We start from the raw sequence: 21,235 nt of genomic DNA on the forward strand, positions 1-21,235 counted from the left end.
TATGTATTTAAATAAAATGAAGCTAACTCATCAAAAAGGATTCACCTTAGTCGAATTATTAATTGCAATTGTCATTGGACTGATTGTCGCTGCTGCTGCTCTGCAATTATTTTTAGGTGGAATTATATCTGCACGTATGCAAGAAGCGGGTGCAGACTTGCAAGATAGTGGTATTTTTGGGGTGGAATATATTGCTCGTGATGTGCGTTTAGCGAATTATGGAAATGAGAATAATCCAATTTTAACAAATATAACTCCTATGGGGGGAATTGTGCTTAGTAGTGGTGAAACCAATGCTAATTTGCTCTTAAAGGATGTTAGTGCTGATTTATTAACAAAATCTGGTGGTACTTCAAGTGTTGGCTCAAAAAGCGATCAGCTAACTATTCAATTTATAGCTCCCAATGACATGCTTAATTGCGAAGGTGTGAAAGTGAAAGCTAATGAATATGTAATTCAACGATACTTTTTACGAGCTGATGGATCTGCTTCAAATTTGGCATTAGCGTGTGATGCTAATTCTGCTGGCAGTAATGAAGTATCTATAGCAGGTTTAAACGATAAAAATAATGGTGAAATAGTAATGCCTCGAGTAGATCAATTGAGGTTTTATTTGGGAAGTAAAATTGGGGAAGAATTTGTTTATTACACAATTGATGAATACAAAAAGGTTGCAAAGGATGCGGTGCAACCTGATATTCCCCGCATTGTATCTATCCATGCCATGATGTTGGTACGTTCGAAAGATTCTGTGAGCAGTAAAGATCTAGACCCAAAAACTGATAGTTTTAAATTTTTAGATGGCGAAGTTATAGCTACAGATAAAACGACAAAATATGTACGACGCATGTATGCGACAACAATTGCTTTGCGAAATGGTTTGGGGGAAAAAGTCTATGAAAGCGCCCAATAATTTAAAGATTCAATCAGGCTCAACGATGATTGTTGTGATGCTAGTCCTTTTGTTGACCACTATAGTTGGTGTAATGTCAATAAGAACTGCAATGACTACTTTGAATATTTCTGCTAATGCGCAAGTAGGTCAATTATCTAGCCAAACTGCGGATACTCCAATTAATCAAATTTTTATTGAAGATATTATTAAGCAGACAAATTTGTCGAGCATCATAGGTAAGGCTCTAAAAGATAATGAAGTGGAGCCAGGTAATGAATATGTGTTTTGTTATAGACCTAAATCAACCATTAAGTTTGGGTCAGTAATGTCTATGGCAGTTCAGCATTTAGAAGGTGGCGGGACATTAAAACTCGTTGATGGCAGTGTTGATAATTATTGTGATTTGTCTGAAGACTATGGTAGCGCGCGTAAAGGTGTTGTAACCCAAATCGCGATTAAAATTCCTACAGACTCAACATCACTTCCGCCTTTGGCACTATTAGCAAGATCTACCAATGTGAGTGGTGGTCAAAACATGCCAGAAGGTGTTACTGAACAGAAGCGTATTCGCGTTACAACAACGGCTGTAATGCCTGCTTTTGCAAAAGATGTTTCAGTAGCTCAAAAATGCATGAGTGGTTTCATTAATGATGATACAGATACTGAAACTAAGGGCAAAGAAACAGTTGCTCAATGTCTAGTAAATTTAGGAATTCCAGTCAATACTCAAATGCAAGAATTTAACCTTCAAACATTTTTAAAAATGGTAAATGAGCCGACATAATTAAGAGGAATTAGGAAATGAAAATAGTAAAAAAGATTGCCTCACATAATTATGAAGGCAAAAGAAGTCAATTAAATTTAAGTTTAGTTGCAACGGGTGCTTTTTTTAGTACGCTTTTGATTACTTCATCTGTAGCACAAGCAACGGATTTGCAGATCTATATGGCACCAACGGCAGGTAAAAAAACCATTGTTATGATGCTTGATACATCAGGTTCTATGAATTATATAAAAGCTGATTATGAGGTTTGCTCTAATTCGACTTCTACTAGTGATAAAGTAATTACTGCCTTAAATTTGGCGAATGAAGATGGGAAAACATATATTGCACCTTCAGATACAAGCCCTTCTTATGACAGAAGATTTTGTTATGTTAGCAAATCTAAAACCAGTTCTATAAGTCAAGTTATCAAAGATGGTTGTGAAAGAGTCACTGATAAAACCTACCGTTGTTATGACCGCCTTACTCGCTTAAAAGATGGAATGTTCGCTTTTCTAAATAGTAATAATTCTACATTAAATGAAGTCAAGGTTGGGCTGGGTAACTACTCAGCTAGTGGTGATGGGCGGAGCGGGCAAATATTAGTACCTGCCGAAAAGTTAGACGGTGTTGGATCTACTCATCGGACAAGATTAAAAAATGCAATTAAGGATTTAACTGCAAAAAATGGTACACCGACAGCGCATGCATATGCTGAAGCAGCTGCATATTTAATGGGGACGAAAACAGGTTCAGTTGTTGCTTTAAGTGAAGCACCTGTATTTTTTACTTATGTTTCATACTGGGATAATTACTATAAGGTATGTGATACCTTTGATACTGCAGGTAAATTATGTACATCGTGGAGTAACGGTACTAGAGGTACTATCCCAAATTTTTATATTAATGGTCTTAATCAAAAAGACTGCAACGTGGATCGTATTTCTGGTAAATGTTATGTAAAAACTGGTAAACATACAGCCAATCTTGATAGTGGTTTTAATTTCTCAGACCGTACAACAAAAATTGCTGACTCAACTGCTTATAATTCACCACTACCTGCTGTTGACGACCGCCAAAGTTGTGATGGGCAGGGCGTATATGTTCTATCTGATGGTGCAGCTAACTCTACTAATGAATCTCGATCAATTAACCTAATGACAAATGCTTTAGGCGCAAAGGGAACTGATTTCGATTGTGAGGGTGGATTGAGTGAAGCTTTTGAGGGGTATAATCCAGGTGGATGGCGTTGTATAGGTGAGTTTGCAAAGAGGCTTTTTGATAAAAATAAGAACCCCGCTGGTATTTCGATACAAACTGCATTTGTCGGTTTTGGTAGTGATATGAGTGATTTAACAGAGCCTTATGTTTCTAATGCATGTAAATTAAGTTCAAGAACCCAGGCGGATAGAACATCCGACGATGCTTGCTCTCCAGGAAAAGCAACGTATGGTGTAGAAAATCCAGGCTATGGCAATGGTGGCTTCTTTATTGCAAATGACCCAGCAGAAGTGACTAGAAGTGTAGTTCAATTTATTGACAATATTGGTAAAAATCCGATTGATCCTCTGTCTACTGGAGCGATCTCTGTGCCAGTAGATGCTTTAAGTCCACATACTTTTCAGCCCTACGGTTATTTAAGAGCTTTAGAACCAAAGCCTGGGACTCTGAATATGATTTGGATGGGGAATTTGAAAAAATATCCTGTCAGTGGCGGAGCATTAAAATCTAAAGATGAGAGTAAATGGGTTTATGAGTCTGATGGTAGCTTTACTAAAGGTACTCAAGATATTTGGAATGACACGTCAAAAACTGATGACGCAGGTGTGGATATCGGTGGTGTTATATCTAAGTTGAAATTACCAACTGAGGCTGCACCAAATGGATATAGACCACTGTATAGTGATATTGGTAGCGTATCCTCTACAGGAGTAATTACTACTACAAGTAAAGGTAGTGGTTTATTTTATGTTTCTCAATCTACAACGACTCCAAATGATCTATTAAGTAATTTTGAAAATAACAGCAAATTAAAAAATTTAAGTACCGACATTAAATTAAAATTATTAAATTATTTTGGCTTTAATTTACCACTGACTCCTAGTGAAATGCCTAAAGAACTGAAAGCACCAGAATTAGCTACCAGTGCAATGGGAGCAAGTATTCATTCTTTTCCAGTTCAAATGACTTATTCTGGTGATTTAGATTCAAATGGTGATCTTGGTACGGTGAGAAAGCAGTCTGTACTTTATGGGAGTATGGAAGGAGCTTTAAGGATTGTGGATGGAACTTCGGGGATCGAACAAATGGTATTTGTTCCATCTGAAATTTTAAGTGACTCTACGGCATCCAAAGCCTTGGTTAAAGGGGAATCAGATCAAAATGGTGCAACTGCAGGTATTGGTGGTGCTTGGATTGTAGATTCAAAATATAATATTGTTAGTGAAACTGATGAGTCTGTCACAGTTAATGCAAGTAAGATGAACGTATACGGTGGTATGCGTATGGGGGGGAGGAGTTATTATGGTTTAGATGTTCTTAAGCCTACTGATCCTAAATTCTTATTTAAAGTTACTGGTGGTAGTGGTGAATATGCCAGAATGGGGCAAACTTGGTCTAAGCCTGTTTTAGCAAATATTCGCTACAAGGGTAAAATTACTCGTGTCATGATTGTTGGGGGTGGATATGATGCATGTTATGAAAATCCTCAATTTATTTTAGGGAAGGAAAACCCTGATGAGTTTCAAATAAAAAATCATGCAGGAACTGTTGTAGATAATTGTAAGAAATCAGAAGCACTTGGTAATGCAGTTTATATTATTCATGCTGAGACTGGTGAACGTATTTGGTGGGCAAGTAATACCGGAGCAAACACAAATAATACGGCTATGAAACATAGTGTTGTGAGTCGTATAAGTACTTTAGACCGGGATGGTGATGGTCTAATTGATAACTTATATTTTGGTGATTTGGGCGGGCAGGTTTTTCGAGTCGATTTGAATAATGCAGCTAATGCACAGCTTGGAAAGCGAGTTATACGTTTAGCAGATTTGAGTGTAGGTAAAGATGTCAATCAACATACACTTACAGCTGGAAATCAACCTCGTTTCTATCAGCCACCAACATTAACAATTCATGATGAAGGAAAAGATACTTTTTTATTGTTGGGTATTGCGTCTGGAGATCGAAGTACTCCGTTAGATGTTGCGCCAACGGAAGGTCGTGAAAAAATTAAACCATTTAACGCATTGACCAATAGACCAACAAATAAAGTATATGGCTTAATTGATCGAGATGTTGCGAATAGCTATTTGATTACTGGGAAATTGGATGGTACTGATATTGATCTTACAAAAGATATTACACTGGAAAAACTATATCCAAATCCTCAGACCATTTCTGGAAAGGTTGCGAGTCAATTTGCTATAGGTGGGAAGCTTGGATGGTATAGATCTTTATCGAGTGGGCCAGATGGAAAAGAAATTTTAACAGCTGTATTGAGTGATACAGATGGTAAAACAGTTTCAACAACAAGAACACCTGGTGGTTTAAAAGCCTTTGAGGAAGAACCAGCTGCAATTACAGGGCGTTTAATGGTTCCAGTATATGACCCGCAAGGAACAGGTATTGTTGATAGAAGTAATCCATGTCAACCTAGGGTGGTTGGGGAAACACATGTCCAGCAATTTTGTCTACCTTATGGGGCATGCTTGAACAGCACGGGAAATGTTGATACAACCAAGGATAAAGTAACAGGTTTCCAGATGTTGAATGGTAGAAACCAAAATGTATTGGGTGCAGGTATTCGTGGAATTTCTATGGGGCCAGATAATAATGCCGATGCAGAGCCTTTAAAAGGAGCTAATTGTGGCGCTCTAACGATCTTAGGTTTACAAAGTGGTAAGGGTAGATGGGAGTGTAATAAAATTTTAAATCCAACTCGATGGTATGAAAAATATGTCGAAGCTAAAAATAACTAAGGCAAACCCAGCAGCATATTTTATATGCCGCTGGGGAGCTAACTCGGGTTTTACATTGATTGAACTTATGATTGTTGTAGTCGTAATTTCAATTATCGCAGCAATTGCTATTCCTAGTTATCAAGATCAGGTACGTAAGGGAGTTGAGTCTCAAGCACAGCAAGAAGTGCAGAAAATTGCAGAACAACTTGAACGTTATAAATCAAAAAATTTTACTTATAAATATTTTGATCCTAATAGTATTTATCGTACTGATGCTAATTCTCCCGCTTTGGTAGAAATACCTGTTCCAGTAGGGGCTACTGGGGATAAAATAAAATATAAAATACTCGTAAAAGACCTTAATAGTCCCAAGAAAAATTTGGATGATGATGCTGTATGGGGGAATGGTTGGATGATACAGGCTTTAGTACAAAATGATCCAAAGAATTATAATATTCTTATGACAAGTGAAGGACTTCGTTGCAAAACTAGAGATACACTCAGTGAAACAGATATTACTTGCCCTGGCAGCAACGTAAAAGCTTGGTAATGTTAATATGAAGAAAACTGGATTTACGTTAATTGAAATATTAATTGTTATTGCTATTTTAGGTATTTTGGTAGCTATAGCTTTTCCATTGTATACAGGCTACGTAATAAAGGCGAACCGAGTAGGCGCACAAAGTGAATTACTCAAAATTGCAAGGAATTTATCAAATTATAAATTGGTAAAATATACTTATAAAGGCGTGGCCTTAAGTAACAATACTTTAAAAGAAAGCTATCCACTTACAGGGAAAGTTTTTTATGAAATTGAATTGTCTGTAGCGGCTGATAATATGTCTTGGAAATTGACTGCAACTCCACAGGGGCAGATGTTGAATACAGGCAATTTAACGTTAGATAGTACCGGCAAACAATGTTGGGAAAAAACTTCTGGCGCTTGTGAACCATGGGACGGCAAATAACCTCAAATTCAAAATTGTGGATAAACACTTTTTGATCTTTCATTCAGGGCAAATTTCACGTAAAATATTGCCCTCTATGAAAGGGGTTTGAAATGTATCGATGGTCGGTACAGGGATAATCCGTAAAAACTATAAGGTTCTATCATGGTTGTTATTCGTCTTGCACGCGGTGGTGCTAAAAAACGTCCGTTCTATCAAATCATTGTGACTGATAGCCGTAATGCACGTGACGGTCGTTTCATCGAACGTATCGGTTTCTTCAACCCTACAGCTCAAGGTAAAGCAGAAAAACTTCGTTTAGATGCTGACCGTTTTGCTCACTGGGTTTCACAAGGTGCTCAACCTTCAGAACGTGTTGCTTCTTTAGCTGCTGAAGCTAAGAAAGCTGCAGCTACTGCTTAATTAGTAGTAGGTTACCCATGACACCAACACAGAATGTTCCCGAAGATCGTATTCAGATTGGACAGCTACGTTCAGCATATGGATTAAATGGGTGGCTCTGGGTCTATTCCAATACAGAACCTATGAGCAATATTTTTGACTACCTCCCTTGGTACATTGAGACCAAAGCAGGTTGGCAAACAGTAGATGTAAAACGTTGGAAACCACATGGCAAAGGCTTGGTTGTTTCGCTAAAAGGTGTGAGTGATCGTACCGCGGCAGATAAGTTGGTTGGCGCAAATATCTGGATTTCTAAATCGCAACTGCCTCAAGCAGGCGTGGATGAGTACTACTGGTCAGATTTGAAGGGCTTAACAGTGTTAGGTCTTGGAGAAGATGAGCAAGAAGTCAACCTCGGTCAAATCCACGAATTGTTTGAAACAGGTGCTAACGACGTGATGGTAGTTCGCGCTACTGCTGACAGCGTCGATAGCGAAGAGCGAATGATTCCATGGCATAAAGATGTGGTACAGCGTGTTGATCTCGAAGCTGGTCGTATCTACGTAAATTGGGGCGTAGATTATTAATCCTTTAAGGATTGACGCAGCAGGAAAATAGAGGAGTCTGCGATGTTTTTTGCAGTCATTACGCTTTTTCCTGAAATGTTTGAAGCGATTACAGCCTACGGTATTAGCGGGCGCGCAGCAAAACGTGAGATTGTGCAAGTTCATTGTATCAATCCACGCGAATTTGCTGAGGGCAACTACAAAAGAGTGGATGAACGTCCATTTGGTGGTGGTCCAGGTATGGTGATGATGGCTGAGCCATTAGCGAAAGCAATTCATCGTGCCAAAGAGCTTGCCCAGCAAGCGGGTGCTGTTCATGTCCCTGTGGTGTATATGTCGCCGCAAGGAAAGACCTTAAATGAACATGCGGTACAAGATTTCGTCAAATATGATGGATTGATTGTATTGTGTGGTCGTTATGAAGGTGTGGATGAGCGTTTGATCCAACAATATGTTGATCAGGAATGGTCAATAGGCGATTACGTTTTATCTGGTGGTGAACTCCCTGCGATGGTTTTATTGGATAGTGTGATTCGGAGACTTCCGGGTGCAATGTCTGATGAACAATCACATGTGCAAGACTCATTTGTGGATGGTCTTTTAGATTGCCCACAATATACCAAGCCAGACCATTTTGAAGGTTTAGATGTTCCTGAAGTATTAAAATCAGGACATCATGCCAATATTGAGAAATGGCGGTTTTTGCAGCGATATCAACGCACTTTAGAACGCCGACCTGAGTTGGTTGAAAAAGTTGAATTGACCAAGCAGCAAAAGAAATGGCTAAAAGATTCCAAGGTTTAATTTTTTAAATCTTATATTAGGCTCTTTATGCATTGAAGCGGTCAAGCATAAAGGGAAAGTCAATCGGGTCTATGCGCTTTAGCCTCTAGCCCCAGCGATGATTAGACCTCTTCTAACTCGCATAATCGGAGATACCCCATGAGCGGTAAACATCCTTTAGTACAAGCTGTTGAAAATGCACAGTTGAAACAAGACATCCCTGCTTTTGCTCCTGGTGACACAGTAGTTGTTCAAGTTAAAGTAAAAGAAGGTGAGCGTGAACGTCTTCAGGCATTTGAAGGTGTTGTAATTGCTAAGAAAAATCGTGGTTTGAACTCTGCGTTCACAGTACGTAAAATTTCTAGCGGTTTCGGTGTTGAGCGTGTATTCCAAACTCACTCACCAATCGTTGCTGGTATCGAAGTGAAACGTCGAGGTGACGTTCGTCGTGCTAAACTTTACTACCTACGTGAATTGTCTGGTAAAGCTGCACGTATTCGTGAAAAATTACCAGCTCGTAAAGCAAAATAATTTGTTTTACAACGCTGTAAAAAATGCGCCTTTTGGCGCATTTTTTATGCGAGAAAGAAAATTATAAACCTTGAGATTTTAGGCGGTTTGCATGTTGACGATAGACATCGACAGGATCTGGTGCAAATAGCGCTTTGAGACCAAGCACTTGGTTGACTTCATCTAAATGGTTCCAGTTGTAGTTGTCACGAATGGTTTTACCAAATTTGGCACTACAGCGTGATACGAGGCCATCATTGTCTTTTCCGTCATCGATCAGTAATGCGGTCACTTTTAGGGCTGAGTCTAAATCTAAAATATTGGTGATTTGGCCCACACCTGTAAATGAATAGTTATAAATACCTTTTTCCACGCTATTGCCATCAGCACAATTGGATTTAGGCAAGCCCAGAGGGAATGCGGCATTGTACTTTGCAGAACCCGCTAGCGTTAAACTTGAACCACCTGCCAATGCGTCATGAGGGTAAGTCTTTGGATCTAGACCTTGCGCCCAAACGATGGCTTTAGAGACAAAATTCACAGCTCCAACCAAGGGTGCTTCCACAGCGGTGCCTTCAGCTTTTAAAATTAAGTCTGCAACAGGGGAGCCTTGATGAGGTCCTGCAACACTGGTTAATGAAGCCACGACATCTGGGCGAACACCGGCAACATAACGAATCGTTGGTCCACCATGGCTATGTCCAATTAAATTCACTTTATCTGCACCAGTGAGTGCTCGGATTTCAAGGACTTGTTGTAGAAGCTGTTCGCCACGCACTTCGGTAGAGTTAAAAGGCGATACGCGAGTTGCCCAAACATTTGCACCATTTCGGGCAAGATCAGGAAGGATTTGATACCAATAGTCGAGTCCAAATGAGTCCGTACCAACGGTAATAAAACCACCCATACCATGGTTAAATACGATTGGATATTTGGTCTTTGCATAGCTAGAACTAGCTTTGGCGGTGACTTGGGTTGCTTGCGAGGCAGATACATTACCGATGAACGTAGCTGCAATTAAACCTGCTAAAAATGGTCCGTATTTCATGAGCGATCCTCAATGTATTATTGTTTTATGACAATACTTATTGTCACTTCTAATAAAGCAATAAAGATCACCTGTTGCAAATTGAAAAAGATTAACTGTGACGCTAAATGTAACAAAATAAAAGATCACGAATTTTCAGATTGATAAAAGCAAATAAGAGGGCCGAAGCCCCCTTATTGCATTTAAATTTCAACGATAAGAATTAAAGTCCTTGCAGTTTTAAACGGTTGGCATGTTGACGGTACAGCGCCACAGGATCTTGTGCAAATAGGCCTGTTAAGCCGAACATCATATTGGCTAAATCGGTATGGTTAAGTTTGTAACTGTCATTAATGACTTTACCGATATAAGCACTACAACGTGCAACCATACCGTCATTGTCTTTATTGCCGTAAGACAATGGTCCGAGTTGCATCAGGATCGTATCGATATCAAGTAGATTTGTGGTTTGTGCAACACCGGTCCATGAATAGTACTGAATGCCTTTGCTGTCGACTTGCTTTAAGTTTTTGCTGCAATTTTCTGAAGATGCCAAAACACCGTCAGCTACAGCAGATTTTGCAACCGTACTGTTAAATGCAGCAGAACCTGTTTGTGATAATGATTTCATAGAAGCATCGAAATCAATTTCAAGCTCAGGTTTTGCCTGACCTAAAGCAATCAGTGGGCCGACAATATAGTCACCTAAAATATTGAAGGCAGTGCGAGAAAGTGAGTTGCCTTGAATATCATCCGCTACTTTAGAGCCGTGATAGGTTCCTGCAACACCTGTAATAGACGCAATGTACTGTGGTTTTGTTTGAGCAACATACAATACAGTTGGGCCGCCATGAGAGTGACCGATTAAGTTAAGTTTTGGCTTCCCTGTAATAGCCAAAACATCTTCAACTTGTGCAATTAACTGCTCGCCACGATGTGCTGTGGTGTTTGCAGGAGATAATTGCGCCGCGAATACGGTTGAGCCATTTCGTGCCATATCTGGCAAGATTTGGTACCAATAATCTAGTCCGATGGTGTTGGTGCCGATACGTGACCAACCGAGCCAACCATGCACCATTAAAATTGGATATTTGGTTTTTGCGTAGTCAGATTTTGCCGTTTCCTTCACCTGGAGGACGCTAGGCGCAGCTTGAGTGCTTGCCGATATACTCATCGCTAAGCCTGCAACTGCAGCTACAGAGGCCATCTTGGCCGTGTTTACTAAAGATCGCATAAATGTTCCTTGATCTGATGTTGTTTTTATTACTTTTTAATAATGAAAATACTCTCTGTTTTTAAGCAACATCTTTGTGATTGGCTAGGCCATATCTTTGATTTTAGAGAGTTTGAATAGACAAAGATGCCTTGTCATTTTTTCATGCTCGGTTTGAAATTCCATGTCATTTTAGGACATGGGCTGCATTCAGATGACATGCATATTTATATACATTTGTCTTTTATTTTGATCGTTTATTTTAGTTGTTATTATTGAATAACTTATTGAATTAATTTGTTTAATACTTACAAATAAAAACATTGTAAACAAAAAAGGACGTCCAAAGACGTCCTGTTCAGTGCTTAAAGGGAACCAACTTTTGAGGTTACAGTCCCTGTAATTTTAAACGATTGGCATGTTGGCGGTAGAGCGCAACTGGGTCAGGTGAAAATAGGCTGCGTAGGCCAAAGACCATATTCACTTCATCTAAGTGGTTGTGATTGTAGTCGTCACGGATCACTTGTCCGATGTGGGTGCTACAGCGTCCAACCAAACCGTCATTGTCACGATTTCCATAGGCCAAAGGGGCAAGCCGACTAATCACTGTATCTAATACATCTAATACATTCGTGGCTTGCGCTGTACCCGTCCATGAGTAGTAATACACGCCATTGTCGACTTTGGCACCCGACTGATTGCAGTTCGCCGCTAGTGCTGCGGTTGGAAATTTTGCATTAAATTCAGCAGAACCTTTTTCACTGATTGCGGTGAGTGATGCATCGACACTATTAGGGAGACTCGAGTTGCCTTCAGCCCAAGTAATAATCGGTGCTAAAAGTTGATCGCCAAGTACACCAAAGACTGAATTAATGGTTTTGTTGGCTTGGATCTTATCTGCGACTAGAGAGCCGCGATAAGTGCCTGCAACCCCAGTTACCGAAGCTACATATTCAGGCTTGATCGCTGCAATATAACGTGTGGTTGGCCCACCATGTGAATGACCAATGAGGTTCACTTTAGGTTGTCCGGTCAGGGCAAGGACTTCTTCGACTTGAGAGAGCAATTGCTCACCGCGAACTTCTGTCGACTCTAGCGGAGAAACTTGGGCAGCAAAGGTATTGGCACCGTTGCGGGCTAAATCCGGCAAAATTTGATAAAAATAATCCATGCCAAAGCTGTCAAAGCCAATGCGAGTAAACCCGAACATGCCATGGGTAAATACAATCGGGTATTTGGTCTTAGCATAGCTTGCCGAGCTATTGGCGGTGACATGTTGAAGTCCAGCTGCAGCTTGGGACTGTGAGGTTGCGGCAGCTGCTGAGGCAGCGATGATTGCGCATAAAAGAGCTTGTGGTTTTTTCATCATTTCATCCTGAAATTGAAGTTATTTTTAAATTGTTATTTGTACTTATTCTGCAAAAGGTAATTTTCCACCTTGATCATGTACAGATTCAAAGGTATTAACGCGGAGCTGATCTTCCTTGGATTTAAAATGTTGATTACGGAGCTGCTGTACTGCTTGTTGTTTAGTACTGTCACTCATATTGCTTTTCACAATACTGTCACGCTCTGTGAGATATTGATTCACGCTAGATTTCCAAGAGCTGCGCTGGTTGTCTAGATTTTCAAGGCGCTGAGTGGCTTCTGGACCAACTAAATTTAACCGCATTTGATGGATTTCTTCGCTTGATCCACCACGGGCTTTAATGTCCGCTGTGAGTTTGCGTAAATCTTCAAGTTTATTGATTTGTTCCAGATTTTCTTTCCAATCTTCTGGGAGTTCATCAAACAGGGCTTTTAGTTTTTTTGCTTTTTCAGACTCAGACAGTTTTTTGTCATTCACCACTTCCATGCGTTTCAGCGTGTATTCGTGATAGGTATTTTCCTTGCCAAATAAACCTTCAATTTCATAATCAGAAAAGAACTGTTTTCTTAAATCCTGAGTACTGCTATAGATCGAGCGATAATATTGTGGTGATTCTTTGTCGTCACTTGGTGGCTGTAAATTACCTAATTGTTCACGATATTTCATATAGCGATCCCACAAATCATAAATTTGTGACAGCGCCGGTTCTTTATGACCTTGTGCAATGTAGGTTTTAAAATCCTTTTTGATTTGATCTATCGACTTTTCACCATATTGAGTGATGAAATATTCAAAACAATTCCGTGTTTGTTCGTTCACGATCAGACGGTTTGAACCATCCATACTGATTTGACAGTTAACTTCTGTGTCTTGTTGACTTGGACTGAGCAGTGAAGAACCGCTTGTGGCTTGTGCTGTAGCATTTTCGCCCTGAGCTAAAGGCGTATTTTGTTGTTGAATCGATTGATCTGAAGGATCATTTTGTGATGTTTTTGGTGCAAGCCAATACATGAATGCGGCTGCCGCAATAACCACAATGGCTAAAATCAGCCAGAGTTTATTTTTTTGCATATCCCAATGCACCTTTATTCCGTTTTAATTGTTTTATGAGTTCTAAATGTGAACTCAATATGACATAAAAGAATGATAAAAACATAGAAAAGTTGTAAACGCTTAGCATGGATTGATACCATGGCGCAGTTCTCTTTTTGCCCTATTTTAGTCATGAAAAAAGCTTCTCCTAAGATTCAGCGTCGTCCAGTACATGGTGTATTTTTATTAAATAAGCCTTTGGGCATTAGCTCGAATGCTGCATTACAAAAAGTGCGTTGGTTGTATCGAGCACAAAAAGCAGGACATACAGGTGCGCTAGATCCATTAGCCTCAGGTTTATTGCCGATTTGTTTGGGTGAAGCGACTAAGTTTTCACATTTCTTGCTCGACTCGACCAAGCGTTATCAAACCACGGTCTTTTTAGGACACAGCACCACGACGGGTGATGTGGAGGGTGAGGTACTGATGGAACAAGCCGTACCTGTTTTGACGGAAGCCACGATTCAGCAGGTGTTGGCACAGTTCGTGGGAGATATTCAACAAACTCCACCGATGTATTCTGCGCTGAAAAAAGAAGGTCGCCCGCTGTACGAGTTGGCGCGTAAAGGCATAGAAATTGAGCGTGAAGCACGTCCAATTTCGATTTATGCCATCGAGTTATTATCATTTAGTGAGAATAGTATTACACTCGACATCACCTGTTCCAAAGGCACATATATTCGTGTTTTAGGCGAAGATATTGCCAAAGCATTGGGTACTTTTGGACATTTGACCTATCTACACCGTACGCAAACAGGGCATTTTGATCTTAACCCAAGCTTTACCATTGAATATTTAGAGAGTCTGACCGAAGCTGAGCGTGAAGCATTATTGCTGCCGGTGTATTCGCCTGTCGATCATTTCTGCAAAGTGCAAGCGCCGGAAGGTCGAGCTGAATATTTTAGTCGTGGAATGGAAAGTAATATTGAGCATGCTGCGGAAGCGCAGGTTTTGGTATTTGATGGTGAGCGTTGTTTAGGGCTGGCTGAAATTACAGACCGTAAACGTTTGGTGCCTAAGCGTGTGTTAAATCTAGAGTAGCTGATACAGCATTGAAGACTTCTTATGGACTTTGAAATTATTTTAAGCCTCTTATTTTTTGCATTTTTTGCCGGTGCAATTGATGCAGCAGTGGGGGGCGGAGGATTAATTCAAATTCCAGCCATTATGAATGCCATGCCGCACTTATCTCCGGCGACGGTGTTTGGCACCAATAAGTTGTCTTCGATTTTTGGTACAGCGTCAGCTTCCTATTCTTTTTTACGCCAAGTCAAACTCCGTTGGAAATTACTTGCGGTCATTGCAAGCTGTGCATTTGTTGCCTCCTTTGTGGGAGCAGCCTGTGTATCAATGATTCCAAAAGAAGTCTTACGTCCTTTCGTTTTGGTCATGTTGATCGTGATTGCGATCTATACCTTTGCCAAAAAACAATTTGGTCAGGTGCATGTACGCCAAGAACTGACTCCTAAAATCCTAGGTTTTGCCGCTATTGGTAGTCTGGTGATTGGCTTTTATGATGGCATCTTTGGACCTGGCACTGGCAGTTTCTTTATTTTCTTTTTTATTCGTTATCTACAAGCAGACTTTTTACATGCCTCTGCTTTGTCAAAAGTCGCCAACTTAACCACCAACCTTGCAGCACTGAGTTTTTTTGCGCCCACTGGCCATGTGTTATTTGCGATAGGCTTGATGATGGCTATAGCAAATATTTTAGGCTCGATCGTTGGTGTACGTGCGGCGATTAAATACGGCAGTGGTTTTATTCGAATTCTATTTTTGATTTTGGTGAGTATTTTGATTATACGGTTGGGTTATCAAACCTTTACGGGACAAGCTTAAAACAAATCTTAACAGAGCGTTGCTGAATTCTGTCGCTGAAATGATTAGTATGAAAATAAGCGACTCGTTTGAGTTGTGGATAATAATTAAATTGCATAATACACAATTAGCTAAGCATCAGAGGTCATCACTACAATGAATATATTTGAAGCTTTACGCCAAAGTCATGAAAAGCAACGAGAACTTGCTGAAAAACTCATTCAAACATCAGGGGATACACCTGAGCGTCGAGATTTATTTGAGCTGCTCAAAAATGAGTTATTTGCTCATGCTGTCGGGGAAGACCGATATTTTTATATTCCTTTAATGATGACCGATTCGGGGCTAAATATTACCCGTCATGCCTTGGCTGAACATCATGAAATGGACGAACTTTTAGAGCAGTTGACTGAGACTGAATTTAGCAATCCGGGCTGGCTGGCCATTGCCAAAAAACTTTCAGAAACAGTGCATCATCATTTACAGGAAGAGGAACACGGTTTCTTTCAACAAGCCGGTAAAATATTGGATGATAAGCAAAAAGAAGCCTTGGCCAAACAATATTTAGCCGAGTATAAAAAATATAAAAAAGCGGATAAAGACAGTCTGACCGGTTAAGTCCTGTATAGAATCTAGACTTTTTCGAACCTTGTATTTAAAAGCTTAGATGTAAGAGCGCTTAGACAATTTGTTGAAAAATGGCGGCAATCCCGCCATTTTTATTTAACTATTTTGCCTTTAAAAATTTAGCTGGCTGTTTCCGATTTAGAGGAACGCATCGTCACCCCGACTGAGGCGAGCATAATGCACACCAGTGCGATCCATTGCCACATGCCGATACGTTCTCCCAATAAAACCATACCCGTAATAGCTGCCAGAGCAGGTGAGATACTCGACAATGTGCCATAACTCAGCTTGCTTAGAATCTTCAAGGCTTTGAGGTCTAGGGCATAGGGAATCGCTGTGGCTAAAATGGCAATCAATAGTGCTTTAGGCCAATATTGTGTATCCAATAAAGCTGCTGCGTTGTTATAGAGGCCGATGGGTAATAAGGTCAATGCCGATAAACTAATGGCAATGGTCAGTGCATGCATGCCAATATTTTGGTGTACCACTTTTTGCCCGAAATAAATATAAAAGGCCCAACAGAGTCCGGCAGCCAAGGCACATGCCGCACCAATCAGTGAGAAATTACCACTCTGGGCTTGTCCCCAAGGCACCATCAACGCAATCCCTAAGATCGCCAAAAACACCCAAATATAGTCACTACGATTTTTAATCGACAGCAATGCCAAACCTAGAGGCCCAATAAACTCCAGTCCTACAGCAATGCCTTGAGGGAGTTTGCCCAGTGACATATAGAACAAGACATTCATGAGGCACAGGGCTGCGCTATAGCAGAGTAAATCACGCCATTTTAAAAATGACAGCCGTTTTAAAATGTGCCAAGAGCGGAACATCAAACAAATAATAATCGAGGCAAAACACAGCCTTAAAATGGTCACGCTCAGTGGGTCTAGTACCAAAAACAGTTGTTTGGCAAAGGAAGCACTGATCTGATAGGAGATCATGGAGAGCACCATGAAAACAACAGCAAGAAGTTGTGAATTTGGCATGCGGCACACAGTTGTTGGGCGGCGTTGAGCCCTATTTTTGAATCAGTACAGTATAGCGGTTAATGCTGACAGTTGAGTGAATTTTAACATTTGATCAAATCATGATGGGTTCTAAATTTAATATTCTAAGGTTCGGCGGATGTAAGAGCAGGACTGAGCACATCATGATTCAATTTGAATTCAAAAAATTGAGTCTGAGATTCATGCAGTTCATCCATTGTCAGTGGGAACATATTTTGAATTTAAATGACTTTGGCTTTTTGCGTGGTATAGGTACACCCAATCGAGGCACAGATGATGACAGCAAGGGCTAACCACTGGGTCCAAAGTAATTGTTCATTTAAGAAAACAAAACCAGAGAGTGCTGCAATTGCAGGTTCTAGGCTCATAAGCGTTCCGAAACTGAGTGCCGTTAAATTGCGGAGCGCAATCATTTCTAAGCTAAAGGGGATGGCACTGGCTAAGGTGGCTAAAGCAAGAAAATAAAAGAGGCTCATCGGTTCAAAGGCATGTGCAGGAATCCCTACAAATAATGCAATTGGCATGAGCATACACATGCCGACAAACATACCTAAACAAACCGTATGGTTGCCTGAAACGCCAGAGGGTTTCTGACCTGCCACAATATAGAGTGCCCAACAGGCACCTGCGCCAAGGGCGAGGGCAATGCCAACAGGATCAAGTCGTTGTGCAGCTTGGTCAAAAGGAAAAAGTAGGATAAGGCCTAAAATAGCCAGTCCGACCCAAATAAAGTCAAATTTTCGGCGTGCAGCAAATAGTGCGACACTGAGCGGGCCCATAAATTCAAAAGAGACGGCAATGCCGAGCGGGAGACGATCAATCGACAAGTAAAATAATACATTCATCCCTGCTAAGGCACAGCCATAGCTCAGAATAGACGACCATTTCACTTGTTTAAAATTGATCTGCCAAACTTTAAAAATAATCGCCAAGATCAAAGCGCCCAGCATTAAACGCATGGCCGAAACGGTCAGTATGGGAAATTGACCGAAAAGATATTTGGCAAAGGAACCGCTGCTTTGCATGCTGATCATGGCAATAAGCAAGATCAGCGGTGCTTGGACAGCCGGTGCAACTTTAAAATTTGGCATAGACTAAATTTGTTTCGATGACTCGAATAGCGGGAGATTGGCAAAAGCCAGATTTTAAAAGTCTACTACAATAAAAAAACCACAGCCCGAAGGCTGTGGCTTCAGTGTCTAATTAATTTAGAACAATACGCGAACGCGGATGGTACCTTCCACTTCGTGAAGAGTATCCAAAGCTTCTTTAGATGCAGTTGCATCAACGTCCATCACAAGATAGCCCACATCGCCTTTAGTCATTAATGACTGACCAGAGATGTTGATACCGTGTTCAGCAAACAAGTTGTTGATTTTTGAAAGAACGCCTGGCACGTTTTTGTGGATATGAAGTAAACGGTGTTTGCCTTCAGTCAACGGTAACGCGATTTCTGGGAAGTTCACTGCAGATAAAGTCATACCTTTATCAGAGTAAGCAACGAATTTTTCAGCAACTTCAAGACCGATGTTCGCTTGCGCTTCCATCGTAGAACCACCAACGTGAGGGGTTAAAATCACGTTGTCTAGGCCACGAAGTGGAGAAACGAATTCTTCACCGTTTGCTTTAGGTTCTTTAGGGAATACGTCTACAGCCGCACCAGCAATATGACCAGATTTGATTGCATCAGCAAGATCTTCAATGATGACACATGTACCACGTGCAGCATTGAGGAAGATTGCGCCTTCTTTCATTTGAGCAAATTGGTCTTTGCCGAAGAAGTTGCGAGTTGATGGAACGTCTGGAACGTGTAGAGATACGACATCTGCATTGGCAAGAAGTTCACCCATAGAACCGACTTGACGTGCATTACCCATTGGAAGCTTAGTCACGGCATCGTAATAAATTACGTGCATACCTAAACTTTCAGCAAGTACAGAAAGTTGCGAGCCAATCGAACCGTAACCAACAATACCTAAAGTTTTACCACGAGTTTCAAATGAACCAACTGCAGACTTGTTCCAACCACCACGGTGAGTTGAAGCAGATTTTGCAGGAACACCACGAAGTAATAGAATCGCTTCAGCAAGTACTAGTTCAGCAACTGAACGCGTATTTGAGTATGGTGCGTTAAATACTGGAATACCGCGAATCATTGCAGCATTTAAGTTCACTTGGTTTGTACCGATACAGAAACAACCCACAGCAATCAGTTTGTTCGCCGCTTCAAAAACTTCTTCAGTTAATTGAGTACGTGAACGAATACCAATGAAGTGAGCATCTTTAACCGCTTCTTTCAACGCTTCACCCTCAAGCGCAGTTTTACGGTAGTCAATGTTGGTGTATCCAGCAGCATTTAGAGTGTCGATTGCGTTTTGGTGAACGCCTTCTAACAACAAGAAACGAATTTTATCTTTAGGTAAAGAAAGATGTTGGCTCATTACGGCTCCGCTACAAAGGCCAAATTTAGTGCGCATATAATAGCATAGGAAGTCGCCTGATATACATTTCCTTTATGACCGACGTCATGGCTATTTTGGCGAATGATGAGTCAATATTTTTTAGATTTGGTCTAATTAACTTGGCCATATTCCTCGTGACATTTTGAAATCACGTTTTTCTTTGGGTTTTGTCAAAAAAAGCCCAGTTATAGCTTATAATGGAGCCGCTCAAAATCATCATGACCAATTCCCTGACATTTTGATGCGCTCTGTTTCAGGCTTTTTCCCTTGAAATATGCGTTACCGCAGTTTTGACTGAATGAAGTCTGGACCTTTAAAAAAACTTGTTTACTTCTTGCAAGGTCTGAAAACGATGAATGCTCCAGTCGCTTTAACCCCAGAGTTATTGACCCAATTGACCGCTATTGTTGGCGAAAGCCGAATTAAAACCGATGCGGATAGTCTCCAAAATTGGGGTCGTGACCATACTAAGCACTTCGATCCAAACCCGTCGGTCGTCGTTTTCCCTTCAAGCACAGAACAAGTTCAACAGATTGTAAAACTTGCCAACCAATTTAATGTAGCGATCACACCAAGTGGCGGTCGTACAGGTTTATCTGCGGGTGCTGTGGCTGCCAACGGTGAAATCGTGGTAAGCATGGACAAGATGAACCAAATCTTGGAATTCTTCCCAGCTGACCGTATGGTTCGCGTACAAGCAGGTGTAGTGACTGAACAACTTCAGAACTATGCTGAAGAACAAGGCATGTACTACCCAGTTGATTTTGCATCTTCAGGTTCATCTCAAATTGGCGGTAACATTGGTACCAATGCCGGTGGTATTAAAGTCATCAAATACGGTATGACACGTAACTGGGTGTTGGGCATGACTGTGGTCACAGGTAAAGGTGACGTCCTGCGCTTGAACAAAGGCATGATCAAAAACGCGACTGGTTATGCACTTCAACACTTATTTATTGGTGGTGAAGGTACACTAGGTTTAGTGACTGAAGCTGAAATCAAACTTGAACGTCAACCCCATGACTTACAAGTGTTGGTTCTCGGTGTGCCTGATTTTGATGCGATTATGCCTGTTCTACATGCCTTCCAAAAGAAAATCGACCTGACTGCATTTGAGTTCTTTGGTGAGCTTGCGATGCAAAAAGTATTGGACAATGGTCATGTGCAACGTCCGTTTGAAACACCATGTCCGTTCTATGTATTACTTGAGTTTGAAGCACCATTTGAACCGATCATGGATGCGGCAATGGAAATTTTTGAACATTGCATGGAACAAGGTTGGGTACTGGATGGCGTGATGAGCCAAAGCTTAGACCAAGTACATAGCTTATGGCGTTTACGCGAAGACATTTCAGAGTCAATCGCACCGTTCACACCATACAAAAATGACATCTCAGTTCTGATTACACATGTGCCTGCATTTATTAAAGAAATTGATGCAATTGTGGAAGCGAATTACCCAGACTTTGAAATTTGCTGGTTCGGTCATATTGGTGACGGTAACTTGCACTTAAATATTTTGAAACCTGCGGATTTAAGTAAAGATGAATTCTTTGCAAAATGCCAAGTGGTAAATAAATACGTATTTGAAACTGTGAAAAAATATGACGGTTCAATTTCAGCAGAACATGGCGTGGGTATGACCAAAAAGCCTTACCTCGATTACACACGTTCAGCAGAAGAAATCGAATATATGAAAGCATTGAAAAAAGTATTCGATCCAAATGCGATTATGAACCCAGGTAAATTGTTCGATCTTTAATTTTTTAAAGACGTACTAGAACGCATC

The 21,235-nt window shown here is 40.7% G+C and carries 20 protein-coding genes; 13 read left to right on the top strand and 7 right to left on the bottom strand.

Annotation, left to right across the window (positions count from 1 at the left end; all coding sequences use genetic code 11):
• Position 1: 1 nt before the first annotated feature.
• The 9 genes from FTT77_RS07055 (at position 2) to rplS (ending at position 8,849) form a co-directional block, all read left to right on the top strand.
• Positions 2–913 (top strand): PilW family protein, encoded by a 912-nt coding sequence (locus tag FTT77_RS07055; RefSeq protein WP_257223987.1) that lies wholly within the window; start codon positions 2–4, stop codon positions 911–913.
• Complete coding sequence (locus tag FTT77_RS07060; RefSeq protein ID WP_180026094.1) at positions 897–1,679, top strand: pilus assembly PilX N-terminal domain-containing protein; 783 nt, start codon at positions 897–899, stop codon at positions 1,677–1,679. Before FTT77_RS07055 ends, FTT77_RS07060 begins: the two co-directional genes overlap by 17 nt.
• Before the next feature lie 17 nt (positions 1,680–1,696).
• On the top strand, positions 1,697–5,638 hold the full coding sequence (locus FTT77_RS07065) for a PilC/PilY family type IV pilus protein (RefSeq protein WP_180026093.1): 3,942 nt from the start codon (positions 1,697–1,699) through the stop codon (positions 5,636–5,638).
• Positions 5,616–6,170, top strand: coding sequence for a prepilin-type N-terminal cleavage/methylation domain-containing protein (locus FTT77_RS07070; RefSeq protein WP_180026092.1), 555 nt, complete (start codon positions 5,616–5,618; stop codon positions 6,168–6,170). Before FTT77_RS07065 ends, FTT77_RS07070 begins: the two co-directional genes overlap by 23 nt.
• Before the next feature lie 7 nt (positions 6,171–6,177).
• Positions 6,178–6,588, top strand: coding sequence for a type IV pilin protein (locus FTT77_RS07075; RefSeq protein ID WP_180026091.1), 411 nt, complete (start codon positions 6,178–6,180; stop codon positions 6,586–6,588).
• Between the two features lie 144 nt (positions 6,589–6,732).
• Entirely contained in the window at positions 6,733–6,990 is a 258-nt protein-coding gene (rpsP, locus tag FTT77_RS07080; protein WP_078189354.1) for a 30S ribosomal protein S16, read from the top strand.
• 17 nt (positions 6,991–7,007) lie between these two features.
• Positions 7,008–7,556, top strand: a complete 549-nt coding sequence (gene rimM, locus FTT77_RS07085; protein ID WP_180026090.1) for a ribosome maturation factor RimM — start codon at positions 7,008–7,010, stop codon at positions 7,554–7,556.
• Between the two features lie 42 nt (positions 7,557–7,598).
• Positions 7,599–8,339, top strand: coding sequence for a tRNA (guanosine(37)-N1)-methyltransferase TrmD (gene trmD / locus FTT77_RS07090; protein ID WP_180026089.1), 741 nt, complete (start codon positions 7,599–7,601; stop codon positions 8,337–8,339).
• 138 nt (positions 8,340–8,477) lie between these two features.
• Positions 8,478–8,849: a 50S ribosomal protein L19 gene (gene rplS / locus FTT77_RS07095; protein ID WP_078189351.1), complete on the top strand. Its 372-nt coding sequence runs from the start codon at positions 8,478–8,480 to the stop codon at positions 8,847–8,849.
• A 61-nt stretch (positions 8,850–8,910) separates the two neighbouring features.
• On the opposite strand, the gene FTT77_RS07100 is transcribed toward rplS, so the two are convergent.
• The 4 genes from FTT77_RS07100 to FTT77_RS07115 all read right to left on the bottom strand — a co-directional run bounded on the left by FTT77_RS07100 (position 8,911) and on the right by FTT77_RS07115 (position 13,508).
• Positions 8,911–9,876 (bottom strand): triacylglycerol lipase, encoded by a 966-nt coding sequence (locus FTT77_RS07100; RefSeq protein ID WP_180026088.1) that lies wholly within the window; start codon positions 9,874–9,876, stop codon positions 8,911–8,913.
• Positions 9,877–10,078: 202 nt separating this feature from the next.
• Positions 10,079–11,089: a triacylglycerol lipase gene (locus tag FTT77_RS07105; protein WP_180026087.1), complete on the bottom strand. Its 1,011-nt coding sequence runs from the start codon at positions 11,087–11,089 to the stop codon at positions 10,079–10,081.
• Positions 11,090–11,456: 367 nt separating this feature from the next.
• Positions 11,457–12,434 carry a triacylglycerol lipase gene (locus tag FTT77_RS07110; RefSeq protein ID WP_257223986.1) on the bottom strand — a complete coding sequence of 326 codons (978 nt, stop codon included), beginning with the start codon at positions 12,432–12,434 and terminating at the stop codon, positions 11,457–11,459.
• Positions 12,435–12,479: 45 nt separating this feature from the next.
• The gene (locus FTT77_RS07115; protein WP_180026085.1) at positions 12,480–13,508 is read right to left on the bottom strand and encodes a lipase secretion chaperone; all 1,029 of its coding nucleotides are present in this window, start codon (positions 13,506–13,508) and stop codon (positions 12,480–12,482) included.
• 153 nt (positions 13,509–13,661) lie between these two features.
• Here FTT77_RS07115 and truB point away from each other — a divergent pair, with 153 nt between their 5' ends.
• From truB to FTT77_RS07130, 3 genes are all read left to right on the top strand, one after another.
• Positions 13,662–14,570 (top strand): tRNA pseudouridine(55) synthase TruB, encoded by a 909-nt coding sequence (gene truB, locus FTT77_RS07120; protein WP_180026126.1) that lies wholly within the window; start codon positions 13,662–13,664, stop codon positions 14,568–14,570.
• A 24-nt stretch (positions 14,571–14,594) separates the two neighbouring features.
• Positions 14,595–15,368, top strand: coding sequence for a TSUP family transporter (locus FTT77_RS07125; RefSeq protein WP_180026084.1), 774 nt, complete (start codon positions 14,595–14,597; stop codon positions 15,366–15,368).
• Positions 15,369–15,503: 135 nt separating this feature from the next.
• The gene (locus FTT77_RS07130; RefSeq protein ID WP_180026083.1) at positions 15,504–15,965 is read left to right on the top strand and encodes a hemerythrin domain-containing protein; all 462 of its coding nucleotides are present in this window, start codon (positions 15,504–15,506) and stop codon (positions 15,963–15,965) included.
• A 128-nt stretch (positions 15,966–16,093) separates the two neighbouring features.
• Here FTT77_RS07130 and FTT77_RS07135 read toward each other — a convergent pair whose 3' ends face one another.
• The 3 genes from FTT77_RS07135 to serA form a co-directional block, all read right to left on the bottom strand.
• Positions 16,094–16,963, bottom strand: coding sequence for a DMT family transporter (locus FTT77_RS07135; protein WP_180026082.1), 870 nt, complete (start codon positions 16,961–16,963; stop codon positions 16,094–16,096).
• Positions 16,964–17,205: 242 nt separating this feature from the next.
• A complete protein-coding gene (locus tag FTT77_RS07140; RefSeq protein WP_180026081.1) occupies positions 17,206–18,075 on the bottom strand; it encodes an EamA family transporter in 870 nt (289 codons plus the stop codon).
• 117 nt (positions 18,076–18,192) lie between these two features.
• The gene (serA, locus tag FTT77_RS07145; RefSeq protein WP_078192852.1) at positions 18,193–19,425 is read right to left on the bottom strand and encodes a phosphoglycerate dehydrogenase; all 1,233 of its coding nucleotides are present in this window, start codon (positions 19,423–19,425) and stop codon (positions 18,193–18,195) included.
• Between the two features lie 373 nt (positions 19,426–19,798).
• Between serA and FTT77_RS07150 the strand changes: the two genes are divergently transcribed.
• Positions 19,799–21,208 carry an FAD-binding oxidoreductase gene (locus FTT77_RS07150; RefSeq protein WP_180026080.1) on the top strand — a complete coding sequence of 470 codons (1,410 nt, stop codon included), beginning with the start codon at positions 19,799–19,801 and terminating at the stop codon, positions 21,206–21,208.
• Positions 21,209–21,235 lie beyond the last annotated feature (27 nt).

The organism is Acinetobacter sp. YH01010, assembly GCF_013420775.1.
GTDB lineage: Bacteria > Pseudomonadota > Gammaproteobacteria > Pseudomonadales > Moraxellaceae > Acinetobacter > Acinetobacter amyesii.

Excerpts from the sequence above, each read along its gene's own strand:
- FTT77_RS07055 (WP_257223987.1), top strand. The coding sequence starts at position 2 with ATGTATTTAAATAAAATGAAGCTAACTCATCAAAAAGGATTCACCTTA.
- FTT77_RS07060 (WP_180026094.1), top strand. The coding sequence starts at position 897 with ATGAAAGCGCCCAATAATTTAAAGATTCAATCAGGCTCAACGATGATT.
- FTT77_RS07065 (WP_180026093.1), top strand. The coding sequence starts at position 1,697 with ATGAAAATAGTAAAAAAGATTGCCTCACATAATTATGAAGGCAAAAGA.
- FTT77_RS07070 (WP_180026092.1), top strand. The coding sequence starts at position 5,616 with ATGTCGAAGCTAAAAATAACTAAGGCAAACCCAGCAGCATATTTTATA.
- FTT77_RS07075 (WP_180026091.1), top strand. The coding sequence starts at position 6,178 with ATGAAGAAAACTGGATTTACGTTAATTGAAATATTAATTGTTATTGCT.
- rpsP (WP_078189354.1), top strand. The coding sequence starts at position 6,733 with ATGGTTGTTATTCGTCTTGCACGCGGTGGTGCTAAAAAACGTCCGTTC.
- rimM (WP_180026090.1), top strand. The coding sequence starts at position 7,008 with ATGACACCAACACAGAATGTTCCCGAAGATCGTATTCAGATTGGACAG.
- trmD (WP_180026089.1), top strand. The coding sequence starts at position 7,599 with ATGTTTTTTGCAGTCATTACGCTTTTTCCTGAAATGTTTGAAGCGATT.
- rplS (WP_078189351.1), top strand. The coding sequence starts at position 8,478 with ATGAGCGGTAAACATCCTTTAGTACAAGCTGTTGAAAATGCACAGTTG.
- FTT77_RS07100 (WP_180026088.1), bottom strand. The coding sequence starts at position 9,876 with ATGAAATACGGACCATTTTTAGCAGGTTTAATTGCAGCTACGTTCATC.
- FTT77_RS07105 (WP_180026087.1), bottom strand. The coding sequence starts at position 11,089 with ATGCGATCTTTAGTAAACACGGCCAAGATGGCCTCTGTAGCTGCAGTT.
- FTT77_RS07110 (WP_257223986.1), bottom strand. The coding sequence starts at position 12,434 with ATGAAAAAACCACAAGCTCTTTTATGCGCAATCATCGCTGCCTCAGCA.
- FTT77_RS07115 (WP_180026085.1), bottom strand. The coding sequence starts at position 13,508 with ATGCAAAAAAATAAACTCTGGCTGATTTTAGCCATTGTGGTTATTGCG.
- truB (WP_180026126.1), top strand. The coding sequence starts at position 13,662 with ATGAAAAAAGCTTCTCCTAAGATTCAGCGTCGTCCAGTACATGGTGTA.
- FTT77_RS07125 (WP_180026084.1), top strand. The coding sequence starts at position 14,595 with ATGGACTTTGAAATTATTTTAAGCCTCTTATTTTTTGCATTTTTTGCC.
- FTT77_RS07130 (WP_180026083.1), top strand. The coding sequence starts at position 15,504 with ATGAATATATTTGAAGCTTTACGCCAAAGTCATGAAAAGCAACGAGAA.
- FTT77_RS07135 (WP_180026082.1), bottom strand. The coding sequence starts at position 16,963 with ATGCCAAATTCACAACTTCTTGCTGTTGTTTTCATGGTGCTCTCCATG.
- FTT77_RS07140 (WP_180026081.1), bottom strand. The coding sequence starts at position 18,075 with ATGCCAAATTTTAAAGTTGCACCGGCTGTCCAAGCACCGCTGATCTTG.
- serA (WP_078192852.1), bottom strand. The coding sequence starts at position 19,425 with ATGAGCCAACATCTTTCTTTACCTAAAGATAAAATTCGTTTCTTGTTG.
- FTT77_RS07150 (WP_180026080.1), top strand. The coding sequence starts at position 19,799 with ATGAATGCTCCAGTCGCTTTAACCCCAGAGTTATTGACCCAATTGACC.